The sequence below is a fragment of the Pseudoalteromonas sp. RB2-MNA-CIBAN-0110 genome, from assembly GCF_040309305.1.
Taxonomy (GTDB): Bacteria; Pseudomonadota; Gammaproteobacteria; order Enterobacterales; family Alteromonadaceae; genus Pseudoalteromonas; species Pseudoalteromonas arctica.
The window spans coordinates 20,932-42,650 of record NZ_JBEOOQ010000028.1 but is presented as its reverse complement, the minus strand read 5'-3'; the positions used below and the strand labels follow the sequence as shown (position 1 = coordinate 42,650).

General features: G+C 38.3%; 16 protein-coding genes. 13 read left to right on the top strand and 3 right to left on the bottom strand.

The window, feature by feature from the left end:
• The first annotated feature begins 252 nt into the window (after nt 1-252).
• The 5 genes from AAEY68_RS13975 (at nt 253) to AAEY68_RS13955 (ending at nt 6,225) form a co-directional block, all read left to right on the top strand.
• Nucleotides 253-1,920: a methyl-accepting chemotaxis protein gene (locus AAEY68_RS13975; protein WP_024593969.1), complete on the top strand. Its 1,668-nt coding sequence runs from the start codon at nt 253-255 to the stop codon at nt 1,918-1,920.
• A gap of 120 nt (nt 1,921-2,040) precedes the next feature.
• A complete protein-coding gene (locus tag AAEY68_RS13970) occupies nt 2,041-2,574 on the top strand; it encodes a MarR family winged helix-turn-helix transcriptional regulator (RefSeq protein ID WP_024593970.1) in 534 nt (177 codons plus the stop codon).
• A 117-nt stretch (nt 2,575-2,691) separates the two neighbouring features.
• Nucleotides 2,692-3,441: an RIO2 family protein gene (locus AAEY68_RS13965; protein WP_007584826.1), complete on the top strand. Its 750-nt coding sequence runs from the start codon at nt 2,692-2,694 to the stop codon at nt 3,439-3,441.
• A gap of 314 nt (nt 3,442-3,755) precedes the next feature.
• Entirely contained in the window at nt 3,756-5,108 is a 1,353-nt protein-coding gene (locus tag AAEY68_RS13960; protein WP_007584828.1) for a magnesium transporter, read from the top strand.
• Nucleotides 5,109-5,163: 55 nt separating this feature from the next.
• The gene (locus AAEY68_RS13955) at nt 5,164-6,225 is read left to right on the top strand and encodes a DUF21 domain-containing protein (RefSeq protein WP_024593971.1); all 1,062 of its coding nucleotides are present in this window, start codon (nt 5,164-5,166) and stop codon (nt 6,223-6,225) included.
• Nucleotides 6,226-6,257: 32 nt separating this feature from the next.
• Here AAEY68_RS13955 and AAEY68_RS13950 read toward each other — a convergent pair whose 3' ends face one another.
• On the bottom strand, nt 6,258-6,863 hold the full coding sequence (locus AAEY68_RS13950; RefSeq protein ID WP_007584830.1) for a TIGR04211 family SH3 domain-containing protein: 606 nt from the start codon (nt 6,861-6,863) through the stop codon (nt 6,258-6,260).
• A 307-nt stretch (nt 6,864-7,170) separates the two neighbouring features.
• Here AAEY68_RS13950 and AAEY68_RS13945 point away from each other — a divergent pair, with 307 nt between their 5' ends.
• The 4 genes from AAEY68_RS13945 to AAEY68_RS13930 all read left to right on the top strand — a co-directional run bounded on the left by AAEY68_RS13945 (nt 7,171) and on the right by AAEY68_RS13930 (nt 12,145).
• On the top strand, nt 7,171-8,694 hold the full coding sequence (locus AAEY68_RS13945; protein WP_007584831.1) for a CYTH and CHAD domain-containing protein: 1,524 nt from the start codon (nt 7,171-7,173) through the stop codon (nt 8,692-8,694).
• Entirely contained in the window at nt 8,695-8,925 is a 231-nt protein-coding gene (locus tag AAEY68_RS13940) for an SRPBCC family protein (protein WP_024593463.1), read from the top strand.
• Nucleotides 8,926-9,117: 192 nt separating this feature from the next.
• Entirely contained in the window at nt 9,118-9,927 is an 810-nt protein-coding gene (locus AAEY68_RS13935; protein WP_024593462.1) for a phosphate/phosphite/phosphonate ABC transporter substrate-binding protein, read from the top strand.
• Nucleotides 9,914-12,145, top strand: coding sequence for an ATP-binding protein (locus tag AAEY68_RS13930; protein ID WP_024593461.1), 2,232 nt, complete (start codon nt 9,914-9,916; stop codon nt 12,143-12,145). The genes AAEY68_RS13935 and AAEY68_RS13930 overlap by 14 nt, the downstream gene beginning before the upstream one ends.
• Before the next feature lie 39 nt (nt 12,146-12,184).
• Here AAEY68_RS13930 and AAEY68_RS13925 read toward each other — a convergent pair whose 3' ends face one another.
• Nucleotides 12,185-13,702 (bottom strand): S10 family peptidase, encoded by a 1,518-nt coding sequence (locus AAEY68_RS13925; protein WP_024593460.1) that lies wholly within the window; start codon nt 13,700-13,702, stop codon nt 12,185-12,187.
• Nucleotides 13,703-14,067: 365 nt separating this feature from the next.
• Between AAEY68_RS13925 and AAEY68_RS13920 the strand changes: the two genes are divergently transcribed.
• The 4 genes from AAEY68_RS13920 to mrcB all read left to right on the top strand — a co-directional run bounded on the left by AAEY68_RS13920 (nt 14,068) and on the right by mrcB (nt 19,582).
• A complete protein-coding gene (locus tag AAEY68_RS13920) occupies nt 14,068-15,291 on the top strand; it encodes a diguanylate cyclase domain-containing protein (protein WP_007584842.1) in 1,224 nt (407 codons plus the stop codon).
• Between the two features lie 220 nt (nt 15,292-15,511).
• Complete coding sequence (locus tag AAEY68_RS13915; protein WP_004587162.1) at nt 15,512-15,850, top strand: P-II family nitrogen regulator; 339 nt, start codon at nt 15,512-15,514, stop codon at nt 15,848-15,850.
• 9 nt (nt 15,851-15,859) lie between these two features.
• Nucleotides 15,860-17,089, top strand: coding sequence for an ammonium transporter AmtB (locus AAEY68_RS13910; protein WP_010555509.1), 1,230 nt, complete (start codon nt 15,860-15,862; stop codon nt 17,087-17,089).
• Nucleotides 17,090-17,239: 150 nt separating this feature from the next.
• Entirely contained in the window at nt 17,240-19,582 is a 2,343-nt protein-coding gene (gene mrcB, locus AAEY68_RS13905) for a penicillin-binding protein 1B (protein WP_024593459.1), read from the top strand.
• A gap of 270 nt (nt 19,583-19,852) precedes the next feature.
• Here mrcB and AAEY68_RS13900 read toward each other — a convergent pair whose 3' ends face one another.
• On the bottom strand, nt 19,853-21,694 hold the full coding sequence (locus AAEY68_RS13900; protein WP_197119088.1) for a methyl-accepting chemotaxis protein: 1,842 nt from the start codon (nt 21,692-21,694) through the stop codon (nt 19,853-19,855).
• Nucleotides 21,695-21,719 lie beyond the last annotated feature (25 nt).

Here is a 21,719-nt window from a genome sequence, read left to right as displayed (position 1 = left end):
GCTGCTAGAACTTTAAATCTCTAATGAAAGAGTGGCAAATTATATATTAATTAATACGAAGGTCTCAGTGTTTTTAGTGTCCAAATACCTTCCTTGTGACTATAATATCAGCTAATTGAGCATGGTATGAGTTTACTCCCACCAATTTTTTTTATTTACTATGCTTTTAAACCCAATAAAACAATGTAAACAGCCGTAATTTAATTTTTGGCTATTGTCGCTATATATGCATTTATATACCCCGGAGAAATAATGAGTAATTTAAGCTTGAAAAACAAACTGTTGTTATTAGCTATATTGCCCTTAATGCTACTTTTGATTAGCTTGATGCTGAGTTCTTATTATTTAGAGAATAAAAATCAGCAACAAAATTTTGAAGCATTTCAAACTAAACTAATAAGTGACAAACAAACGTTATTAAGCACAGAGGTGGAAATTGCCAGTAAAATTGTGCGCTATCAAATAGCAAATGGCTCTGAGCAAGATGCTAAAAACGCTTTAAGAGATTTAACATTTGGTCAAGGTGGTTACTTTTTTATATACGACACAAATGGCGTTAGTGTTTTTCATGCATTATTAGGTGATGCTATTGAAGGGCAAAACAAAATAGGGATGACTGACCCTAACGGTAAAAAAATAATAGTGGGCTTATTAGATCAAGCTAGAAAAGGCGGTGGCGCTTTTAACTATCATTTTCAAAAACCAAATACCACAGGCTTAGTTGAAAAAATGGGCTATGCAGCAATGATCCCAGGTACAAACTGGATGATTGGTACTGGCGCATATATGGATGATATAGACGCAGAACTACTTAAATATCAAACAGCAATGCAAGAGCACATGAATGATAAGGTAGTGACCTTATTGCTAATTGCTTTATTTTGGGTTGTGTTAACTATTGTATGTGCGTTAGTTGCCGCAAATACAATGGTAAAACCAATACAGCGCATGGCGCAAAGCCTTGACGACATTGCTAAAGGTGAGGGCGATTTAACCAAACGTTTAGATATTGATACTAACGATGAAATAGGCCAACTTGGCGAAGCATTTAATATGTTTGTAAGTAAGCTACATGGCATTATTGCCAATGTGGTTGATGTAACACACGATGTAAAAACAGCCTCTAGTGATATAAATACACAAACACGATTAATTGAAGACAAGCTACTTAATCACAATCATGAAACAGACCTTGTTGCGACGGCTATTACCGAAATGTCGGCTACTTCTCATGAGGTGGCTCAAAATACGAATCAAGTGGCAGAGTCAACCCAAGCGGCAACGCAAGAAGTTGCTAAAGCTCAAGAGTGTGTTGATATTTCACTCAGTGAGGTGTCTAACCTAATGGGCGAGATAAACCTAGCCGCAGAACAAGTTGATTCACTCAGTGATCAATCTAAAAAGATTAATAGTGTACTAAGCGTAATTGGTGGAATTGCCGAGCAAACAAATTTACTTGCACTTAATGCTGCAATAGAAGCTGCACGAGCAGGTGAGCAAGGGCGAGGGTTTGCTGTTGTTGCTGATGAGGTAAGAAGCTTAGCAAGTCGTACTCAAGTTAGCACATTAGAGATTAGTGAAATGTTGAGTGAGCTACATAATTTAGTATCGGATGCTGTAGCCGCAATGCAAGCGAGTCAGAATAGTTGTAATCGCTCAGTAGAATCGTCTCGTGCTATTTCAGAAAGTTTAGGTGCGGTAACAACCTCAGTTAGATCAATTAACGACATGAGTACGCAAATTGCGACAGCGGCGCTGGAGCAAAGTAGCGTTACAGAAGAAATAAACCGTAATGTATTTGCCATTCAAGAAATCGTTAATGAACTAACTATTTCAAGCAAAACTACCTCTTCGGTAGGCCAGCATTTAGCTGCGCGTGGTGAAAACTTAGGCCAGCTTGTTGGCCAGTTTAAAATTTAACAAAGTTTAAAGCTTTACAGTAAAAGCCGCTAATAGCGGCTTTATTTTTGTGGCTTAGTTTTAGCTGCTTAGTTTTTATAAAAATTATTGAATTTTTTGTATGTGTTAAGGTCTATCAGCATGCAAATATACCTATACAGTGGAATAACCATGCAAAACATGCCATCAATTAAACGTTGTACTCGAGAAGAGTTAGCGCCAGAGCAAGACTTGGGGCGTTTAGTGTCTTTTTTACGCTCGAGATTAGCCATTCATGTTGATGCCAAGTTACTTCCTATGGACTTAACTTCTGCGCAATATATTGTGGTTGTACTACTTGCGAGAGAGTCGGTTAATACGCTTGCAGGACTTTGTGAGTATATGGTTTATGATCGTGGCGCTATGAGCCGCTTACTAAACCGACTTGAAGAAAAAGGACTCATTATTAAAACGCAATGTGAGCTTGATAAGCGCTCAACTATTTTGTGTTTAAGTGAAAAAGGTAAAGCTCTTTGTCCAGAAATAATGCCTGTAGTAAACGAAGTCTATGCTGAAGCATTAAATGGTTTTTCAGAGCCAGAAAAAAATCAAATAATAGACTTATTATTTAAAGCTATAAATAATCTAGATACATTACCCGAAATTCCCCCCACAAATAGATTATCAATAAAATAGCGATACTGTTTCAACAGAAAGTTAGCGTGCTAATTAGTTGATCTGATTGTGCGTAGAATCTAACTTTGATAATATAGTTGCCTAGGCAATTAAAGTTATCATCTTGTTAGGTTTGTTATGATTGAAAATAATTTGTTAGTACAATTACAGCAGCAATATCCAGAACATACTTTTATGCAACATCACTTAAGTGTTGTCCATAAGGGACGTTTTGCTAACGCGATTGTGTATCGATATAAAGATAATGAATTTGATTTAATTGTTAAAGATTTTAGCCAAAGCCCGTTATTTATCCGCAAAACATTTGCGCGACTATCTGTAAATCAAGAATATAAAGGATTGAGCCGTTTAGCTGAGCTTGATGCAGTCGCTAACCGCTTTTGTAGATTATCGCCGATAGCCGTAGCTTATAACTATATTGAAGGCACGCCACTGCGCGCCTTAATTCATGAAGATAAAACACTACCAGTAAGCTTTTTTAGCGAGCTTGAGCGTCAAGTAGCAAAAATGCATCGTAAAGGTATCGTGCATTTAGACTTGCGTAATATGGGTAACATTTTATGTGGCGCAGACGGTAAACCTTATTTTATTGATTTTCAGTCCACTATTAGCTTTTCACGTTTTCCGCGCTGGTTGCAACGCTTTATGCGAGGATCTGACATGTCAGGTGTATATAAAGCATGGAATAAATTGGGCGAGCAACCTCTGCCTCAAAAAAAGCAAGACTATTTAGAGCGTTTTAATCACGTGCGTAAACGCTGGATTTTTAAAGGTTACCCAATACAGCGTGGCTATGCGTGGGGCGCTGCACTTATTACTCAATTTGTAGATTCTGACTTAGTACGAAATATTACTGATAGACTTTAATTTAAAGCACAAACCGTAATTTAAAAACACCTAATTCATTGTGTGATTTTGCCCATATTAGCCTAGCTAATATGGGATTTTTTTTATTATAAGTAATCCCTTTGGTTTGCTTACTTGTTGTTTAATCCCCCAAAAACAATTCCTTTTACTGTTTTTTTAATTTTTTAAAATAAATATTAGTACTGCATTTAGTTTGCCCATACAATGCGCAAAAATAGCTTGCGCATGCTTAATAAGTTCACGTTTTTTCTGCAATTTTTTATTGTTCAAGTAGACTATAAATAATGTGCGCTTTTAAATTTTAAGGTTTTAAGATGATTGAGTATCCGGTAGACCAACTTCCACAGCTCATAAATGATTTATTGCAATGCGATACAACAGAACGCAAAAATAAATTATTAGCAGATGCGCAGTTAACGCTTTCAACAGAGCACCTGTCATTACTTTTTGAGGCGATACCAAAAGAACAACGACTTGAAATTTGGCAGTTGCTTGACGAAGACACGCAACACGAAATTTTTGTTAATTTAAGTGAAGATAGTTGCTTGTGGTTGCTGCAAACACTAGAAGACACTGAGGCTTTTAAACTTCTTGATGAAGTTAATGTAGAAGAGCTACTGGAACTTGAAGAAGTTATACCAGAGCGATTTGTTGAGTATGCAAAAAAGCAACTCGATGAAGCGCAAACCAAACAATATGATTTAGCGCAGCAATACCCGCCAGAACAACTTGGTCACTGGTTAGGTTTTGACTTTTTAAAAGTATCGGAGAAGCTAACAGCCGGTGGTGCTAAAAAATTGCTACATAAAGGTTTACCGCAATACAGTGAAGTTATTTATTTAGTAAGCCGCAAGGGTAGTTTAATAGGTGAGGTTGCGGTAAATGATTTAATAAAAGCCAGCGACACCGATAACTTAATGACATTGGCAAATCATGACTTTTCATCGCTCCATGCTGATGATGATTTATATGAAGCGGCAGAAGTGGTGATCCACAGTGAAAAAATGGCACTGCCAGTGGTTAATGCTGATAACAAATTACTTGGGCGATTAACCATTGCCTCTGCTTATGAATTACGACAAGAAATTGCTGATGAAGCAGCCGCTAAAGCCGGTGGTTTACGTGAAGACGAGGACCTGTTCGCAAGTGTGCGAAAAAGTGCTAAAAACCGTGGCATATGGTTAGGTATTAATTTAGCTACTGCCTTTTTAGCGTCGTGGTTTATCGGTTTATTTGGCGCAACGATAGAACAAGTTGTAGCACTAGCTGTATTAATGCCAGTGGTCGCTTCTATGGGGGGAATTGCAGGTAGTCAAACATTAACCGTTATTGTGCGAGGTTTAGCGCTTGGACAGGTTACAGATTCAAACCGTAATGCGTTGCTTAAAAAAGAGCTGCGTGTTGGCGCTGTAAATGGCTTGGTATGGGCGTTTGTAATCGGCCTACTTACCTTTTTATGGTTTAACGACTTAATGCTTAGTATTACGATTACGGTAGCCATATTATTGAATTTAGTCGCTGCGTCACTAGCGGGTGTTGTTATTCCGTCTATTTTAGACAAAATGAAAATTGATCCTGCGTTATCTGGTTCGGTAATTCTAACTACCGTTACCGATATTGTTGGGTTTGTTACCTTTTTAGGTTTAGGCAGTTTATTGCTTTTATAAGCCTTATACCAATTCGCTTAATTAAGTGAATTGGTATTACTAACAGGAAAATACAATGACCTTTGAAGTCATGATTTGGTGTGCAATTGCTTTGTGTATTTCACAATCGGCAATATTTTCGGGCTTAAACTTAGCGTTTTTTTCACTAAGTAGGCTTCAGCTCGAAATGGAAAGTGCAAAAGGGAACGATGCGGCCATAAAAGTGATGGCCCTTCGAAACGACTCTAACTTTTTATTATCGACTATTTTGTGGGGCAACGTAGGTATTAACGTACTACTTACACTACTTTCTGATTCGGTATTAATGGGCGCAAGTTCGTTTTTATTCTCAACTATCGCAATTACTATTATTGGTGAAATAACACCGCAGGCTTATTTTTCGCGTAATGCGCTAAAAATGGCGAGCCTACTTTCGCCGTTAATTAAGTTTTATCAGATTCTGTTTTATGTAGTTGCTAAGCCAACGGCCTTAATTCTCGATGCATGGTTAGGTAAAGAAGGGATTACGTACTTTGCTGAAAGTGAGCTCAGAGGTATTATTCGCAAACACATAGAAGCGGAAGAGGCTGATGTTCAGCACGTTGAGGGAATTGGCGCACTTAACTTTTTTAGTTTAGATGAAATAAGCGTAACCAAAGAGGGTGAGGTAATTGATCCAGACTCTATTATTGCTTTGCCTACTAAGCTTGATTTGCCTATTTTCCCAGACCTTACATTAACGACTGATAATGAGTTTTTACGAAAACTACATAAGTCAGGTTATAACTGGGTGATCATTACCAATGAAGACGGTTGGCCTTTATTAGTGGTAGATGCTGACGGCTTTTTACGTTCGGCCTTGTTTGAACCAGAGACGTTCGACCCTTATCATTATTGTCACAGACCTATTATTGTTGCTGATGAAGCGATGCGCCTGAGTGAAGTTATTTTAAAAATACGGGCTAGTCATTCTTTAGATAAATCGTTTGATGGGGCCATTGATCACGATGTGGTGTTAGTGTGGAGTGATGTGAAGCGCATTATTACCGGCGCTGATATATTTGGTCGGTTACTCAAAGGTATGAGTGCACCAAAACTCGAACTGCATGAAAATACAGAGAATAAAAAGCCGCTATAAAGCGGCTTTTTGTATTCTATAGAAAGAGGGGGTTATGCCCAACCTTCATAGCGTTTACGACGTGACAACACTATCGTTAATATAATACCTAAAAACAGGCCTAAAAACGCAATAGCACCACCGTAAGTAAGTAGCTGACGTTTCTCTTTTGAGCTAGCTGCTTCTTTTTGGGTGCGCTCTTGTTCTAGTGTCGTTTTAAGCTTAGTAATTTGGGCCGATAACTGCAGGTTTTGATCAGTTAAAGTTTGGTTTTGCTCTTGTAGCTGCGGAAGTTCTATTTGAGCTTGGCGCAGGTTTTCTTGCATAGTGCTCATTTCGCTACTTAGTGTTTTGTACTGTTGGTGTAAACCTGCCGTTTTGGTAACAAACTTAGTTTCTATCCAACCTTCGCGATCTTTATCATCTTTAATTTTTATAAAGCCGTTTTCTTCAGCAGATAACAAGGTTAACTTTGTTCCAGCATCTACAGAGCCGAGTAGTCGATAATTCTTACTCGCACCAGAGCGCATAAAAGTATATAAATTATCGATAATATAAGCGGTGTTTGCATTAGTTGAATTTGCAGGTTTTGCTTCTTCTGCATAACTCATAAATGTGGTGGCTGTTAAAAGTAGCCCTAATAAACAATGTTTTAGCATTTATCTACCTTGTTGATCTAACTGCGTCCGTTATGAACGTGATTTTCATTTCACATAAGTAGTTAGATAGTATGGATTAAATAGCTCAATAGCAAGACTGATATTGTAACCCAGCAGGGTAACGCAGGAGCAGTTACCGAGTCCACTAGGTTACAAACCTCGCGCCTCGATTAAATTGCCTCTAGATAGAACGAATTTTAATCCACAAAGGTCAACAGGCACTAAAATAAGGCTAAAAAATTTGCATTGTTAGTGTGCTTTGTTTATTTTGAGCACTTATTTATTTTAAAGGTAATCCGCAAACCGAATGGATACTGAGATAGAACTGAAATTTTTGGTATCAGATGCCGTTATTCCACTGATCCCCTCGTTAATTACTCAATTTGCAAAAACGGTGAAGAATAAACCGTCACGCAGCTTACAAAATGCATACTACGACACGCCAAGCCGAGAGCTTAGAGCGCTTGATATAGGCTTTAGAACTCGCTGTTCTGACAGCGAATGCGAGCAAACTATAAAGCTTGCAGGTGAAGTTGTAGGTGGTTTACACCAGCGTCCAGAGTACAATTTACCAATTGAATCAAGTCGCCCTAATTTAATGGCGTTTGATGCTGATATTTGGCCTCATGGCATGCAAATAAGCGCAATCTCAAAAAACTTGTATCCAATATTTAGCACTAACTTTATTCGTCGTACTTGGTTAATTGAAACCGAAAGTGGCGCTAAAATTGAAGTTGTCCTCGATAAAGGTGAAATTGCGGCTTCGGGTAAAATTGAAATTATTAGCGAGCTTGAAATTGAGCTTGTTGAGGGTAGTCGTAATGAGTTGTTTGCGTTTGCAGATGTACTGGTTAGCCAGAACTGTATCCGTTTAGGATTATACTCTAAGGCCGCGCGTGGTTATCGCCTTGCAGATGAAAAACCTTTAACACCAAGCAAATCTATTGGTTTTGTTCAATTACCAAAGTCGACTACCCAAGAGCGTGCTTTAGTTGAAGCCATGAACTTTGGCATTCGCTTTGTGCAAAAGCATGAGCAATGCTATTTCGATAAGCCAAGTTTAAAAACGCTTAAACGCGTAACTGACGGCATTAGCCTAATACGCCATACTTTTTGGCTGTACGACGATATAGTATCCAAAGAAAGTACAGAACATTTACGTACAGAGCTTAAATGGTTATTAAGCGAATTAGCGTGGGTAGAAAACGCGATTCAATTAAAAACGTACACGTCTAAACGCCATGCTTTTTATAAAAAAATTAATGCTGCTCCAGCACTTACTCAAGTCATTGGTGATTTAAAAGAGTTACAGCCAAGCATTGACGATATAAATGCACTGTTTCATAGCGCGCGTTATAATCGTTTATTACTGTCGTTAACTACGTGGTTAATTGATAAACAGTGGCGTAAAGATTGGGGGCAAATAGAGCTTCAAGCGGCTGAGCAAAACGTGTCGTCCATTGCGAGTAGGCTTTTTAATAAAGACTGGAAAAATCTGCACGAATTACTCCCTAAAGAACAAACACTCGATGTCGCTTCGTATTTAAACCTGCGCACTCAACTTGAAAATAGTTTACTGAGCGGTAACTGCTTAGGATCGTTATTTGATAAAGAGGAACGCCTAGAGTTTAGATTGCCTTGGCTTGATATTTCTCATGGTATTTATGAGTTAAGTACGCTTGAGTATTTAAAGCAGTTATGTGCTGGGCAAGAAGACGAACAGCTTGCTAAAATCCAGTCATGGCTTGAACAAAAGTCTGAATATCTGGTTAGTGCGATGGAGCAAAGTCGCCTTGCTTCATTTGACATAGAACCTTACTGGCAAAAATAAATGATGCGCTTTTGTAATGAAATTCAGTTACAAAAGTGCTTATTCGTTATTCTTTTATTAGTTAGTTTTAACACTTACGCTGAGCCAACATGGCATTTGTATAAAAACAAAAATGGCGTAAGTGTGTATTATCAAAGCCACAGTGATAATATTTTTGAAGTAAAAGCGCAGATGAGCGAAATACCAACCAGCTTTGCCTCATGGATCAATCCCTACTTGGCTAATCAATAAAGCCGGCCTAAACAGTACTTACGACATCTTTATTAATTTACATCATATGCTCATACATAAAAATACACTCCAAAACGACCTGTAATCAAAGTAGGTCAGTGCTAAATATCGAATATATAATAATTTTATGGTGTGTTGGGTAGTATTTAACTACGCTTAAGCAATAATGACACGCTATTATTTGGAGAATTGATGAAGTATTTAGTGGCTATATTATGTTTGATGCACAGCTCACTCTTATTGGCTCAAGAATATACTTTTGGTGTAGTGCCGCAATATGAGCCGCAAAAGCTAAATGCTATTTGGCAACCTTTGTTAAAGCAAGTAAGTAAGCAAACAGGGGTATCAATAAAGCTAATTACAGTTGAGTCTATTCCGGTATTTGAAAAAGCCTTTGCTAATGGCGAATACGACTTTGCATACATGAATCCATGGCACAGTGTTGTAGCATATGAAAAGCAGGGATATTTGCCACTAATAAAAGATGCAGGGCGAAAGCTGCAAGGTATTTTGCTCGTAAATAAAGACAGTGGTATTGATAATTTAAGCCAACTAGAGGGCGCCGAAATAGCATTCCCTGCACCTAATGCATTAGGTGCGTCATTATTAATGAGAGCCGACTTAGCGTTGTTGTATGGGCTAACAATAAAGCCTGTATATGTACAAACCCACCCTTCGGTATATTTAAATGTAGCACTGCATTCAACAATGGCGGGCGGTGGTGTAATGGGCACATTTAAACAACAACCAGAAAGCTTACAAAATAAGCTTAAAATTCTCTATAAAACGCGTGAAATTAGTCGCCATCCAATTGTAGCCCACCCAAGGGTTGACCCTGCAATACAGTTAAAAGTGCAACAAGCTATTTTAGATATTGGGCAAAGCTCAGAGCATAAACATTTACTTGCAGGTATCCCAATTATTAAACCTAGTATTGCAACTTTAGCAGAGTATCAGCAGTTAACTCAGTGGGGCTTGCGCTCATTTTATGTTGAAAATTAGAGGGTTTCGTAGTTTAAGGGCGCAAAGCTTTATTGTTGTATTGCTTTGTGGCTTGCTTATGGCCTGTCTTTTTATGTTTTACGCCTTACCTGAGCAAGCGCGTTGGGTAAACGATGGGCTTTCAAAGGCTGCTCAGCGTTCTTTAGCGCAGTTATCGACTTCTATAACGACTCCGTTGTTAACTAGGCAGTATGCAGAGCTGTATGAAGAAATAGACAGCCAACTCCAAACTCGCCCTAATTGGAAAAGTATTAAAATTGTTGATGTTGATTCAAAAAATCAATTATACCCGCTTGAAAATTGGGTTGGAGCAAATGAAAACGGCGACATGTTGTTATCTCAGCAGGTGGTGTTTTTAGATAAACCGCTGGCTAATATTAGCTTGGTTGTTAATTTTACGAATGAAATAAACGAATCTTCAAAACTTCATTACACCTTAATATATATACAATTTATTATTTTAGTTATCGTTTTTATAGGTTTAGCTTGGCTGGTGGATTACAGGGTTACATCGCCTTTGAGGACGTTAAAACGGGGGTTTTCACGTTTAGCCAAAGGTGACTTTGATTGCCATATAGATAAACAACAACAAAATGAAGTAGGCAGTGTAATAAGTGCATTTAATAACATGGTTGATGAGGTTGCTAATAACCATCAAAAATTAAATGTATTACGAATTCAAGCTGAGTCAGCAAGTAAAGCAAAGTCAGATTTTATGGCCAGTATGAGCCACGAATTAAGAACCCCGTTAAATGCAATTTTAGGCTTAGCCCAACTGTATGGATATGATGAAAGTGCTAATAAAGTACAAAAAGAAAACGCGAAAAGCATTTATCAAGCTGGAGAACATTTACTATTACTTATAGACGATGTACTTGATTTAACGGCTATTGAGTCGGGTAATATGCAGTTTAGTTTTTCTTATGTGCCTATTAAAAGCATATTAGAGGAGTCAGTAGAGCTCGTCACTGAGCTTGTTAAAGGGCAATCAATAACACTGCATACCCAAGGTTTCGAGTCCTTAGAAGGGTTGAGTATTTACATTGATCAGCGCCGCTTTAAACAAGTGATGCTTAACTTGCTTTCAAATGCGATTAAATACAACAAACCAAATGGCAGCATTAATATAAATTGCCGGGTGTTAAGTAATAAACAATGCGAAATAGATGTAATAGATACCGGATGTGGATTTGCTCCTGATGACATTTCTCGCCTATTTAAACCTTTTGACCGCTTAGGAGCTGAAACCAGTAAAGTAAATGGAACTGGTATTGGTTTAGTGATAACTAAGCAGCTGGTAGAGCGTATGCAGGGTTCTTTAAGCGCGCAAAGTGAGCAGCACAAAGGTTCTTGTTTTACACTAAACTTTAACAGCTTTGAGCAAACTGACTTGCCAGCACAAGTGCAAGTACCTCAAATAATACTGCAAAGCTTAGATACAGTAACTCTTCCTACGCTTGAGGTTTTAGTGGCAGAAGATCAGGTTACAAATCAGCAAGTATTAAAACAGCAATTAACCATGCTTGGAGTGTGTTCTACTTTTGTAAGTAATGGGGAACAAGCCTGGGAAACTCTGCAAAGTAACCATTTTGATATTTTGTTAACCGACATTCAAATGCCTTTACTCGATGGGTTAGGGTTAGCCAAAAAAATACGCGAAAACACTCATTTTGATAAACTTATTATAATTGCAATTACGGCCAACATTACCAAAAACAATATAGATAATTGTTATGATTGTGGAATGAACGGCTTTTTAACCAAGCCCATTGAGCTTGTTAAATTAAAGTCGTTATTGATGGAGCACTCTCAAACAGTGGTCAACACGCGATCAGAAAAATCTGATGGTGAAAATATAGCTTCAGATAGTTTTGATCAACTAGATATCACGTTATTAAAAGCAATGCTTGGTGATGATCCTACTGTGCACTGCATGGTGTTTAATGCGTTTTTACAAACGGCAGGGGAGCAAATTAAATTAGCTAATGCGTATGCTAAGAGTAAAAATTATGTTGATTTGGCTTTTCAGGCCCATGCATTAAAATCGTCTTCAAAGTCTGTGGGGGCTATTGAGTTGGCAAATATATGCCAGCAGATAGAAACACAGGCAGAAAACGAAACAGTTAAAAATGAATATATACAGCAGCTTGAAGTATGCTTTAACGATGTAGTAACGCAACTTAAAAGCTATTGTTTACGATATGAAAAACGCATATAAAAAAAGGCTCATAAAGAGCCATTTTATGTTTAAAATATTTTAGTATTTAGCCGCTTCCCCTTTCTTAGGTAAAGCGTCCTGTATAAAGTCACGTAAATCGTTATTAGAGCTTTCTAAGTCAGCGTGGCGAAGGTACATCATATGCCCACTTCTGTAGCCTTTAAAGCTCAAACGGTCTTTCATTTTACCGCTTGGGTCTAATTGCCATAACGTATATTTAGCGTCAAAGTAATTGGTTGCACCATCAAAGTATCCTGATTGAATCATCACGTTTAAGTAAGGGTTTTGCGCCATTGCTAAACGTAGATTTTCGCCCGTATTATTACCGGTTCTATCCCATGGGTGAACATTACCAAATAAATTATATTTTACATCTGTTTTATAGTTTAGCTCTTCACGTAAGTAGTGATTAATTGCAGGAGTGAAAGAGTGTAACCAAGAGGTAAGTTCAGCCCAGTAGTCTGGGGATTCACCTGCGTCGCGTTTATCTATTCCTAAATAACGAGAATCTAAGCGACCTACAGTTTGACCACGTTCACGTAGTAGCTCTTTCCAGAAAAATTGAGTTGGAATATCCAAGTTATTTTGTTCAACAAACTTTTCTGATAAGCCAGCGTAGTGTGCCATTTTTGTAATAATTCGACGTTTTTCTTCAGCATTAATAAAGCCACCCTTAGTAAGCGCTGGGATTAATTCGTTTACAGTAAACTCTTCAACTTCAGGTAATAACTCATCTAGATCTTTAGCTTGTAAATCGGCTTTAAGTGCTTTGTGATACCAAGCAGTCGCTGCAAAGTAAGGTAGGCGGTTAGCTGCTTTAATCGGGCCGTCGCGCTTAATACCAATATCAGTAGGTGATACGAGAACAACACCGTTTATGTACATCCATTGACTATTTTGAAGCTCATGAGCAAGACCCGATACACGTGTTGTACCGTAGCTTTCACCAATTAAAAATTTAGGCGATCGCCAGCGCTCAGCTCTATTTACAAAAGTATTTAACCACTCAGCAAGGTATTTAATATCGGCATTAACACCAAAAAATAGCTCTTTTTGTTTTGCTTTAGAAGGAAGTTCGCCTTTTTCGTTTTCAAGTACGCGAGAGTAGCCAGTATTTACAGGGTTTACGTAAACAATGTCGGCAATATCAAGTACAGAATATGGGTTGTCTTCTACGCCATAAGGTTGAATTGGATAGCCTTCGTCATCAATCTTTAATACGCGAGGACCAGTATAAGCAAGGTGCATCCATACAGAAGCCGAACCTGGCCCGCCATTAAATGAAATAAGTAATGGGCGATTTGTCCTGTCGTCAACTTTGTCGCGTGTGTAGTAGGTGTATTGCAATGTCGCAACCGCGTCGCCTTTATCATCCCATACAGGTTGTGTGCCTGTGGCAACGGTGTAATTAAAGCGTTGACCGTTGATTTTAGCTTTATGTTGAGTAACAACTTTGCTGTCTACATCAATACGACGTTGGTTATCGGCAAGCGTGCTTGTACTGATTATTAATGCAATAACGGTTATCGGTAAACTGATAATACGACTAAGCTTCATTAGGTGTCCTTATTATTGTTGATACACCATTAAAGACATTAATGAGTTAAATAACAAAAGTATTGAGACTAGTGGCCGATAATACTAGTTAAGTAAGGTATTAATGCGCTTAGAGACGCGTGCTAACCACTTTTATAGTTATTTGGGATTTGGTTTCTTTATTTAGTTAATCACAGAATTCAGGTATATTGCGGGCCTACTTGTATTGATTTTATATACAAGCTATCACCAAAAAAATCTAATGGATTACGCTTTCAAGCACATAAGTGCACTCTACACCGGATGTTTATGACTAATGCTATTGCAGTAATAGCGTTGTATTTGTCGTTTTGTTACAAAATTAATTAAAGGTAAAGAGAAGCTTTATGCAAAGAGTATTAGTGGTTGAAGACAGTAAAGTAGTGCAGCAGGTGCTTCGCCACTTAACTGCACAATACCTTGATGTAGCAATTGATTTTGCTTGGTCTTTAGCAGAATGCGCTACGTTCGTAGAAAAATACGACTATACGCTTGCGTTAGTTGATTTAACTTTGCCAGATGCTCCGCACGGTGAAGTTGCAAAATATACTTTATCTAAAAAAATTCCTACGGTTGTTTTAACCTCAAAAATAGATGAGTACAAGCGCCAACAAATGCTTGAATTGGGCGTAGTTGATTATGTTATTAAAGATAATCGCGATTCTTACCATTATGCAGTTAAGCTCGTTGCGCAATTACTCAGAAATCAAGGCTGTAAAGCACTAATAGCAGATGACTCATTACTAAGTCGCTCGTTAATGAAGCAAATGCTAGAAAAGCAATTGTTTGATGTAACAGATGCCCACGATGGACAACAAGCACTCGAAATATTAAAAGCTAATCCTGATATAAAGCTACTTATGACCGACTACGCTATGCCCTCTATGGATGGCTTTGAACTTGTCAAAGCGGTACGTAATTTTAGAGGCCGAGACGACTTAGCAATTATTGGCTTATCGGGCGCGGGAAAGCATGGCCTATCAGCACGATTTATTAAATACGGCGCCAATGACTTTTTAACAAAGCCATTTATGAATGAAGAGTTTCATTGTCGAGTACTTCAAACAATGGAGCAACTGTCGTTAATTTCAGATATTAAAGAAAGCGCACATAGGGATCACTTAACAGGGCTTCATAACCGACGTTACTTTTATCAATATGCAGAAAAGCTCCTTAAAAGTAAAAACCAGAAAAATACTTTGGCATTGCTTGATATCGATTTTTTCAAAAACATTAACGATACATTAGGCCATGAAGGCGGCGATCAGGCTTTAAAGCAGGTTGGTTCATTAATACGATCTACGTTTTCAAAGTTTACGGTTGCACGGGTTGGCGGAGAAGAGTTTGCCATAATATTACCTGAAATAGAGCTAGAACGCGGTCGTGAATACTTTGAAGCATTTAGGAAAAAGATGGCTAGTTACGATTTTTCTATTAGCGATAAATCAATTAAAATTACCACGAGTATAGGCTTGGCTGACTTTCAAGACACTAGCTTAACGCAGGCAATGCGTGTTGCTGACAAAGCATTATACGAAGCTAAAAACCAAGGCAGAAACTGCGTGGTATAACCCTTCTTAAACAAAGCTAGGTACGTGATAAATATATAGAGATATAGCACGCACCAATGTAGCTGACTTGTTAAATTAACGCACCTAATTGGTGCGTTTTTTTTGATCTTGAGTTTGTGTTTGTTACTAAGTGGCTGTTTTTAATTGATATAAAATAGTGGCACAAAGGTTGGATTGTTTAACCCAATAGGATAACAATAAAGAGTCCGAGGGGGCCGCTATGAAAATGATTAGTGCAATCATAAAACCATTTAAATTAGACGACGTGCGTGAAGCACTCGCTGATTTAGGAATTGAGGGGATGACAGTAGTTGATGTTAAAGGTTTTGGACGTCAACGAGGTCATACTGAGTTATATCGTGGTGCAGAATACCAAGTAGATTTTATTCCTAAGATCAAACTTGAAATTGCAACTCGTACTGAAAATTGTCAACGCGTTGTTGAAGCAATCACTAAAATTGCATCAACAGGTAAAATTGGTGACGGTAAAATTTTCGTGTACGACTTGGATCAAATTGTTCGTATCCGTACTGGCGAACTTGACGAAGAAGCAATTTAAGGGGGTCTCATGGAAAATACAATAATAGAACTAAAGTTTTCACTCGATACCTTCTATTTTTTAATATCAGGTATATTAGTAATGTGGATGGCAGCAGGTTTTGCCATGTTAGAGGCGGGCTTAGTTCGCTCTAAAAACACAGCTGAAATTTTAACTAAAAATGTCGCGCTATATTCAATTGCATGTACGATGTTTTTATTAGTTGGCTACAACATTATGTATGTAGACAATGCCGAAGGTGGTTTTATTCCTTCGATAGGCGCTTTAATTGGTACACAAGCTGCCGATGCTGACCATTCTTTAGAATCTGACTTTTTCTTCCAAGTAGTATTTGTTGCAACCGCTATGTCGATTGTATCGGGTGCTGTTGCTGAGCGTATGAAACTGTGGGCTTTCCTAGGTTTTGCTGTAGTACTAACTGGTTTTATTTACCCTATTGAAGGTTACTGGACATGGGGTGGTGGTTTCTTATCTGAAATGGGCTTTGTTGATTTTGCAGGTTCTGCAATTGTGCATGGCGCAGGTGCAGCCGCTGCACTAGCTGGTGTATTAATCTTAGGTGCTCGTAAAGGTAAATATGGTAAGAACGGTGAAATATACCCAATTCCAGGTTCAAACTTACCACTTGCTACACTAGGTACATTTATTTTATGGATGGGTTGGTTTGGCTTTAACGGTGGTTCTCAATTACTACTTTCGGATAAAGAAAACGCAACTGCAGTAGGCCAAATATTACTTAACACCAATGCAGCAGCTGCAATGGGTGCTATTGCAGCACTGTTTGTATGTAAAGTACTTTGGGGTAAATCAGATTTAACAATGGTCTTAAATGGTGCATTAGCTGGCTTAGTTGTTATAACAGCAGACCCTCTATCTCCATCACCATTAATGGCATGTCTACTTGGTCTACTTGGTGGTGCACTTGTTATATTTAGTATCATAGCACTTGATAAAGTTAAGATTGACGATCCAGTGGGTGCTATCTCTGTTCATGGTACGTGTGGCGCATTAGGTATTATGTTAGTACCGCTAACCAATGGTGACGCAAGCTTTGTTAATCAGTTAACGGGTCTAGTATGTATTCTTGCCTTTGTATTTGTAGCATCATTTATTGTTTGGACTGTGCTTAACAAAACAATGGGTATACGAGTAACCGAAGAAGAAGAACTAAACGGTATGGATCAACACGATTGTGGTATTGAAGCCTACCCAGAGTTTGTTTCTGTTCGAAATAGCTAATAGTTTATTTAAATAATAGTGTGTTTACACAAAGCCCTACTTCGGTAGGGCTTTTTTTGTTTCAGGGGGGGTTAACTTTTCGGATGTTAGGATATATCCAATATGCTAAGCTCACACTCGTGAATAACCCTTGGAATAAATTACACTTAAATGGCCGACAATAAAAAAACACCTACCAGTAAACCTGCAGCTAAACGTGCAAGTAAATCGTCAAGCACAACAAAAAAAAGCACCTCAAAGGGCAGTAAAAAAACAGTGCAAACCACTGTTAAACGCTCTTTTATGAGAAAAACATGGTCAGTGTTTTGGAAACTAAGCTTGGCTGTTTTTATTGCAATGGCAATGTACTTCATTTATTTAGATTCAAAAACAACGCGTATATTTGAAGGTAATAAATGGCAACTTCCAGCGCAAGTGTATGCTCGTTCTATGGAGTTTTATCCGGGACAATTTTTATCAAGCCAGGAAGTAGTGTTTGAGCTAGAGCGTTTAAATTATTCATCGGTTAATAGATTAAGCCGCACAGGGCAGTTTGTTAAAACAGCAGATAGCATCAAGATTTATCGTCGTGATTTTGAATTTTATGATGGCCTTGAAGAATCACATATTATTGAACTTCGCTTTGCAGGGCAAAAAGTTGCGACCATTAAAGATAAGTTTGGTAGGCGTTTAAATTCAGCTCGTCTAGAGCCTGTGCAAATAGCGCGTATTGGTAATGACTCTAAACAAGATAGAGAATTTGTACCACTAGATAAGTTTCCAGCAATGCTAAAAGATACGCTATTGGTAGTCGAAGACCGTGATTTTTACGAACATCATGGTGTATCAGTGTTTTCTATTTTACGCGCGCTTTATTCTAATATTAAAGCGGGGCGCACCGTTCAAGGTGGTAGTACGCTTACTCAGCAGTTAGCTAAAAATATTTACCTAACACGTGAGCGCTCTTTAGTACGAAAAATAAATGAGGCCTTTATTGCCCTTATTTTAGATTATCGTTATTCAAAAGATCAGATATTAGAAGCTTACTTAAATGAAGTATACCTAGGGCAGTCATACAACCAAGGTGTGCACGGTATGGGGCTTGCTGCTGACTTTTACTTTTCAAAGCCGGTAGATGAGCTTGAGTACGATCAAATTGCTTTGCTGGTAGCAATGGTTAAAGGTCCATCTTATTACAACCCACGTCGCTATAAAGAGCGCACAATGGAGCGCCGAGACTTAGTGCTTCGCCTTATGGTTGAAAACAAGCTACTTAGCACAAAAGAGTACCGTGCATCGCTTAATCGTCCAATTGATATTGCGCCAATGAAAGCGAGTTTACAAAAATCATATCCAGGCTATTTAGAGTTAGTGAACAGAGAATTAAATGAATTATTGCCAGATCAGCAAACACTTGATGCAGGCGTAAGAGTATTTACTTATTTTGACTTGCAAAAGCAAACAGCAATGGAAGAGTCTATTGAAAAGAGCTTACCGTACTTGGAGAGTCGTCCTAGAACCGAAAAACTAGAAGCAGCCATGATCTCTGTTAATGTAGAAAAGGGCGGTGTATCTGCACTTGTTGCAGGGCGCGATGTTCGTTATTCAGGGTTTAACCGTGTTTTAGATACAAAACGTAATATTGGCTCGCTGGTAAAACCTGCTGTGTATTTAACCGCATTGCAATTACCACATTATAATTTAGCTACTTTGCTTGATGACTCGCCAGTACAGGTTACAAATGAGCAGGGAAAAGTGTGGCAACCAGAAAATTTTGATCATCAATACCGTGGTGCAATACCTCTTTATAAAGCATTTAGTAACAGTATTAATATTCCAGCGGTTAATTTAGGCCTCGATGTAGGTGTTGATAAAGTCGCGAATACACTAAAAGGATTAGGCGCTAAAGGGGCGATAAACGAATACCCATCGTTGCTTTTAGGGGCTGTTGAAATGTCGAGTTTTGAAGTTGCTCAGCTTTATACGACAATTGCTGCAGATGGCGAATATAAAAAGCTTACTGCAATTTCGGCATTAACTGACTCGGTTGGTAAAGTACTTTATAAGCATAAAGTAAATGCAGAGCCTCGTTTTGATAAATCTGCAATGTATATGACTAAATACGCGATGAAACGCGTAACGAAAGACGGCACTGCTAAACGCTTAAATTTACACTTCCCATCAATCCAACTTGCAGGCAAAACTGGCACTAGTAACGATTTACGTGATAGTTGGTTTGCAGGCTTTGATCAAAATACAGTGACGGTAGCTTGGCTTGGTCGAGACGACAACAAAAGCACGGGTTTAACGGGCAGCGTAGGTGCATTAGAAGCATATATTCGCTACTTAAAGCCACTTAATCCACAAGCAATAGCCGATACGCGTCCACCATCAATACGCTGGGCATTTGTAAATGAGCAAACGGGTAAGCAGGCACCACCAGGATGTGGCAAGGTGATTCAGCTACCGCTTAGAGCGAGTGAGTTCGAGCCAAGACCACAATGTATTCGTTAATTTAAGATTACTTTAAACAACAAAGCCGCTTATTTAGCTGCTTTGTTGTTTAAAGTATAGTTAACGTAATTATACCAATCCGTAATAATACTTAATCAATTTGAGGGGTTAAATCTGACGTTAAAAATTTCTGATATACAACTGCATGGATGCAGGAGGTAGAGCAATGCAGGAGCAATTGCCGAGAACAACTAAATAACGAAATTTTTGCCTTGTTATCGACACTATTTTCTTCCCTCAAAATAGATCACTTAATTAAGCGAATTGGTATTAAGATTTAAAAAACTGCATTGATTTGGTTAAATCATTAGATAAGCGACTTAGCTGCTGTGCATCTTGCAGCGTTGATTGAGCTGATGTTAGCGTTTGATCTGCTAAATTGCTCACCTCTTGCGAATCATTCAATGCCTGTGTTGTCGCATTTGACTGCTGTTTAACACGCTCTGCAATAACTTCACCTTGATGTTTAATGTCGCCCATACTTTGCTCTGCGCTTTGCAATACTTCATTGGTTTGATTGGCTGCTTTTACCGATTGCTCCATTTTTTCAACACTTGAACGCATTTTTTGCTGAGTGTCGTCAGATGCTTGTTGTAAGGAGCTAATAATTTGGTGAATTTCTTGTGTTTGTGTTTGTGTACGCTGAGCAAGAGTTCTTACTTCATCAGCTACAACGGCAAAGCCTCGACCATGCTCGCCAGCTCGTGCAGCTTCAATAGCGGCATTTAGTGCAAGCAAGTTTGTCTGATCGGCTATCTCACTAATACCTTTACTAACTTTGCTAATTTCTTGGCTATCTTGTGCTAGCTTATCGAGCGCTTGTTGGCTCTCTGCAAATTCAATTTGTAAATCTTGCATATATTTAGCAAGCTCCATTGTATTGTCTGAACCTTGTTTTACATGCGCAGCAGCATCTTGCGCGGTAAGCGTTGCTTGATGCGCTGACTCTTCAACTGCAAGTGCGTTTTGAGCCATTTCGCTGAGTGCATTATAAATGGCATTTACTCGGATTTGCTGTTTTGAAACATCATTGCTTGTTTGGCTACTCGCATGTGATAGCGATTTAGTTGCGCCGCATAGCTCTTCTGTACTTGCTTTAACATCAATTAATAAATGTGAAAATGCATTAAGTAATGCGTTGTAGCGCGATGCAATAATTCCCATTTCATCATTAGTGCTCGAATCGATAGTTGCATTTAAGTCGCCATTCGCGGCTCTGTTAGCGGCATCAGCAAAGCGATTAATGGTATCAACAACTGCAAAATAAAAACCAATCATCAAATAAAATGCAAATAACAAACTAATTAATGAAGCAGCTAAAACAAGATTTCGAGTCCACTGTTGAGTTTGTAGTTTTGCTTCAATAAGGCTCTCAAGCGTTGGAATACTCTTACTAACAAGTTGATTAATACTGCTGTGAACATTGTTTGTTAGTTTAGTAAATTCTGATTGAGTTAATAAAATATCGTCTGGCTCAAGTAGTTTTTCATCTATCGCTTTTTTAAATGCACCAACAGCACTGTGTAAATTATCTAACGAAGGCATGAGCGCTTTATTTACTGACTTGTCTGCATTGGTGGCTACATTGAGTATTTTATCGAGTTGTTTTTCGTATAAAGGAAGTGACTTACTAAAATTTGAAAGTGCTATAAACGTATCTGGCGTAAAACGATTACTTGCCAAAACAGTGTTTGCGCTTTGCGCTGTCGAGTTTATTTGCATTATAAGTGCAGGAATTGGCGTGACTAAAGAGCGGTTTACATAAGCACTAGCTAACTGACTATCTAATGCTAAGTTAGACTGAATAGAAACAAGTTCAAGTACATCATTTGCTTGATCGTCTTTTATATCAAAACCGAGTGAGCGAGCTATTTTTATATTTTGATTTGCTTCCCCCTGCATTTGATTTGAGAGTATTGACCTGTAGCCTTTTAAACCTTGTTGCTGCATTTTTGAAACAGCGATACTTTCACTTAATAATGAGATTAAAAAAAACAAACTAAGTGCAAGAGGAACGAGTAAAATTCCAAACATTAAGCTGATTTTAGTTTTGTATTTTAAATTTGCCATTAGCTGGATAGCGGGAAAAGAAAATTGGCGTAATCCTGACATAAGGCTCTCTTGTATTTTTGTAATT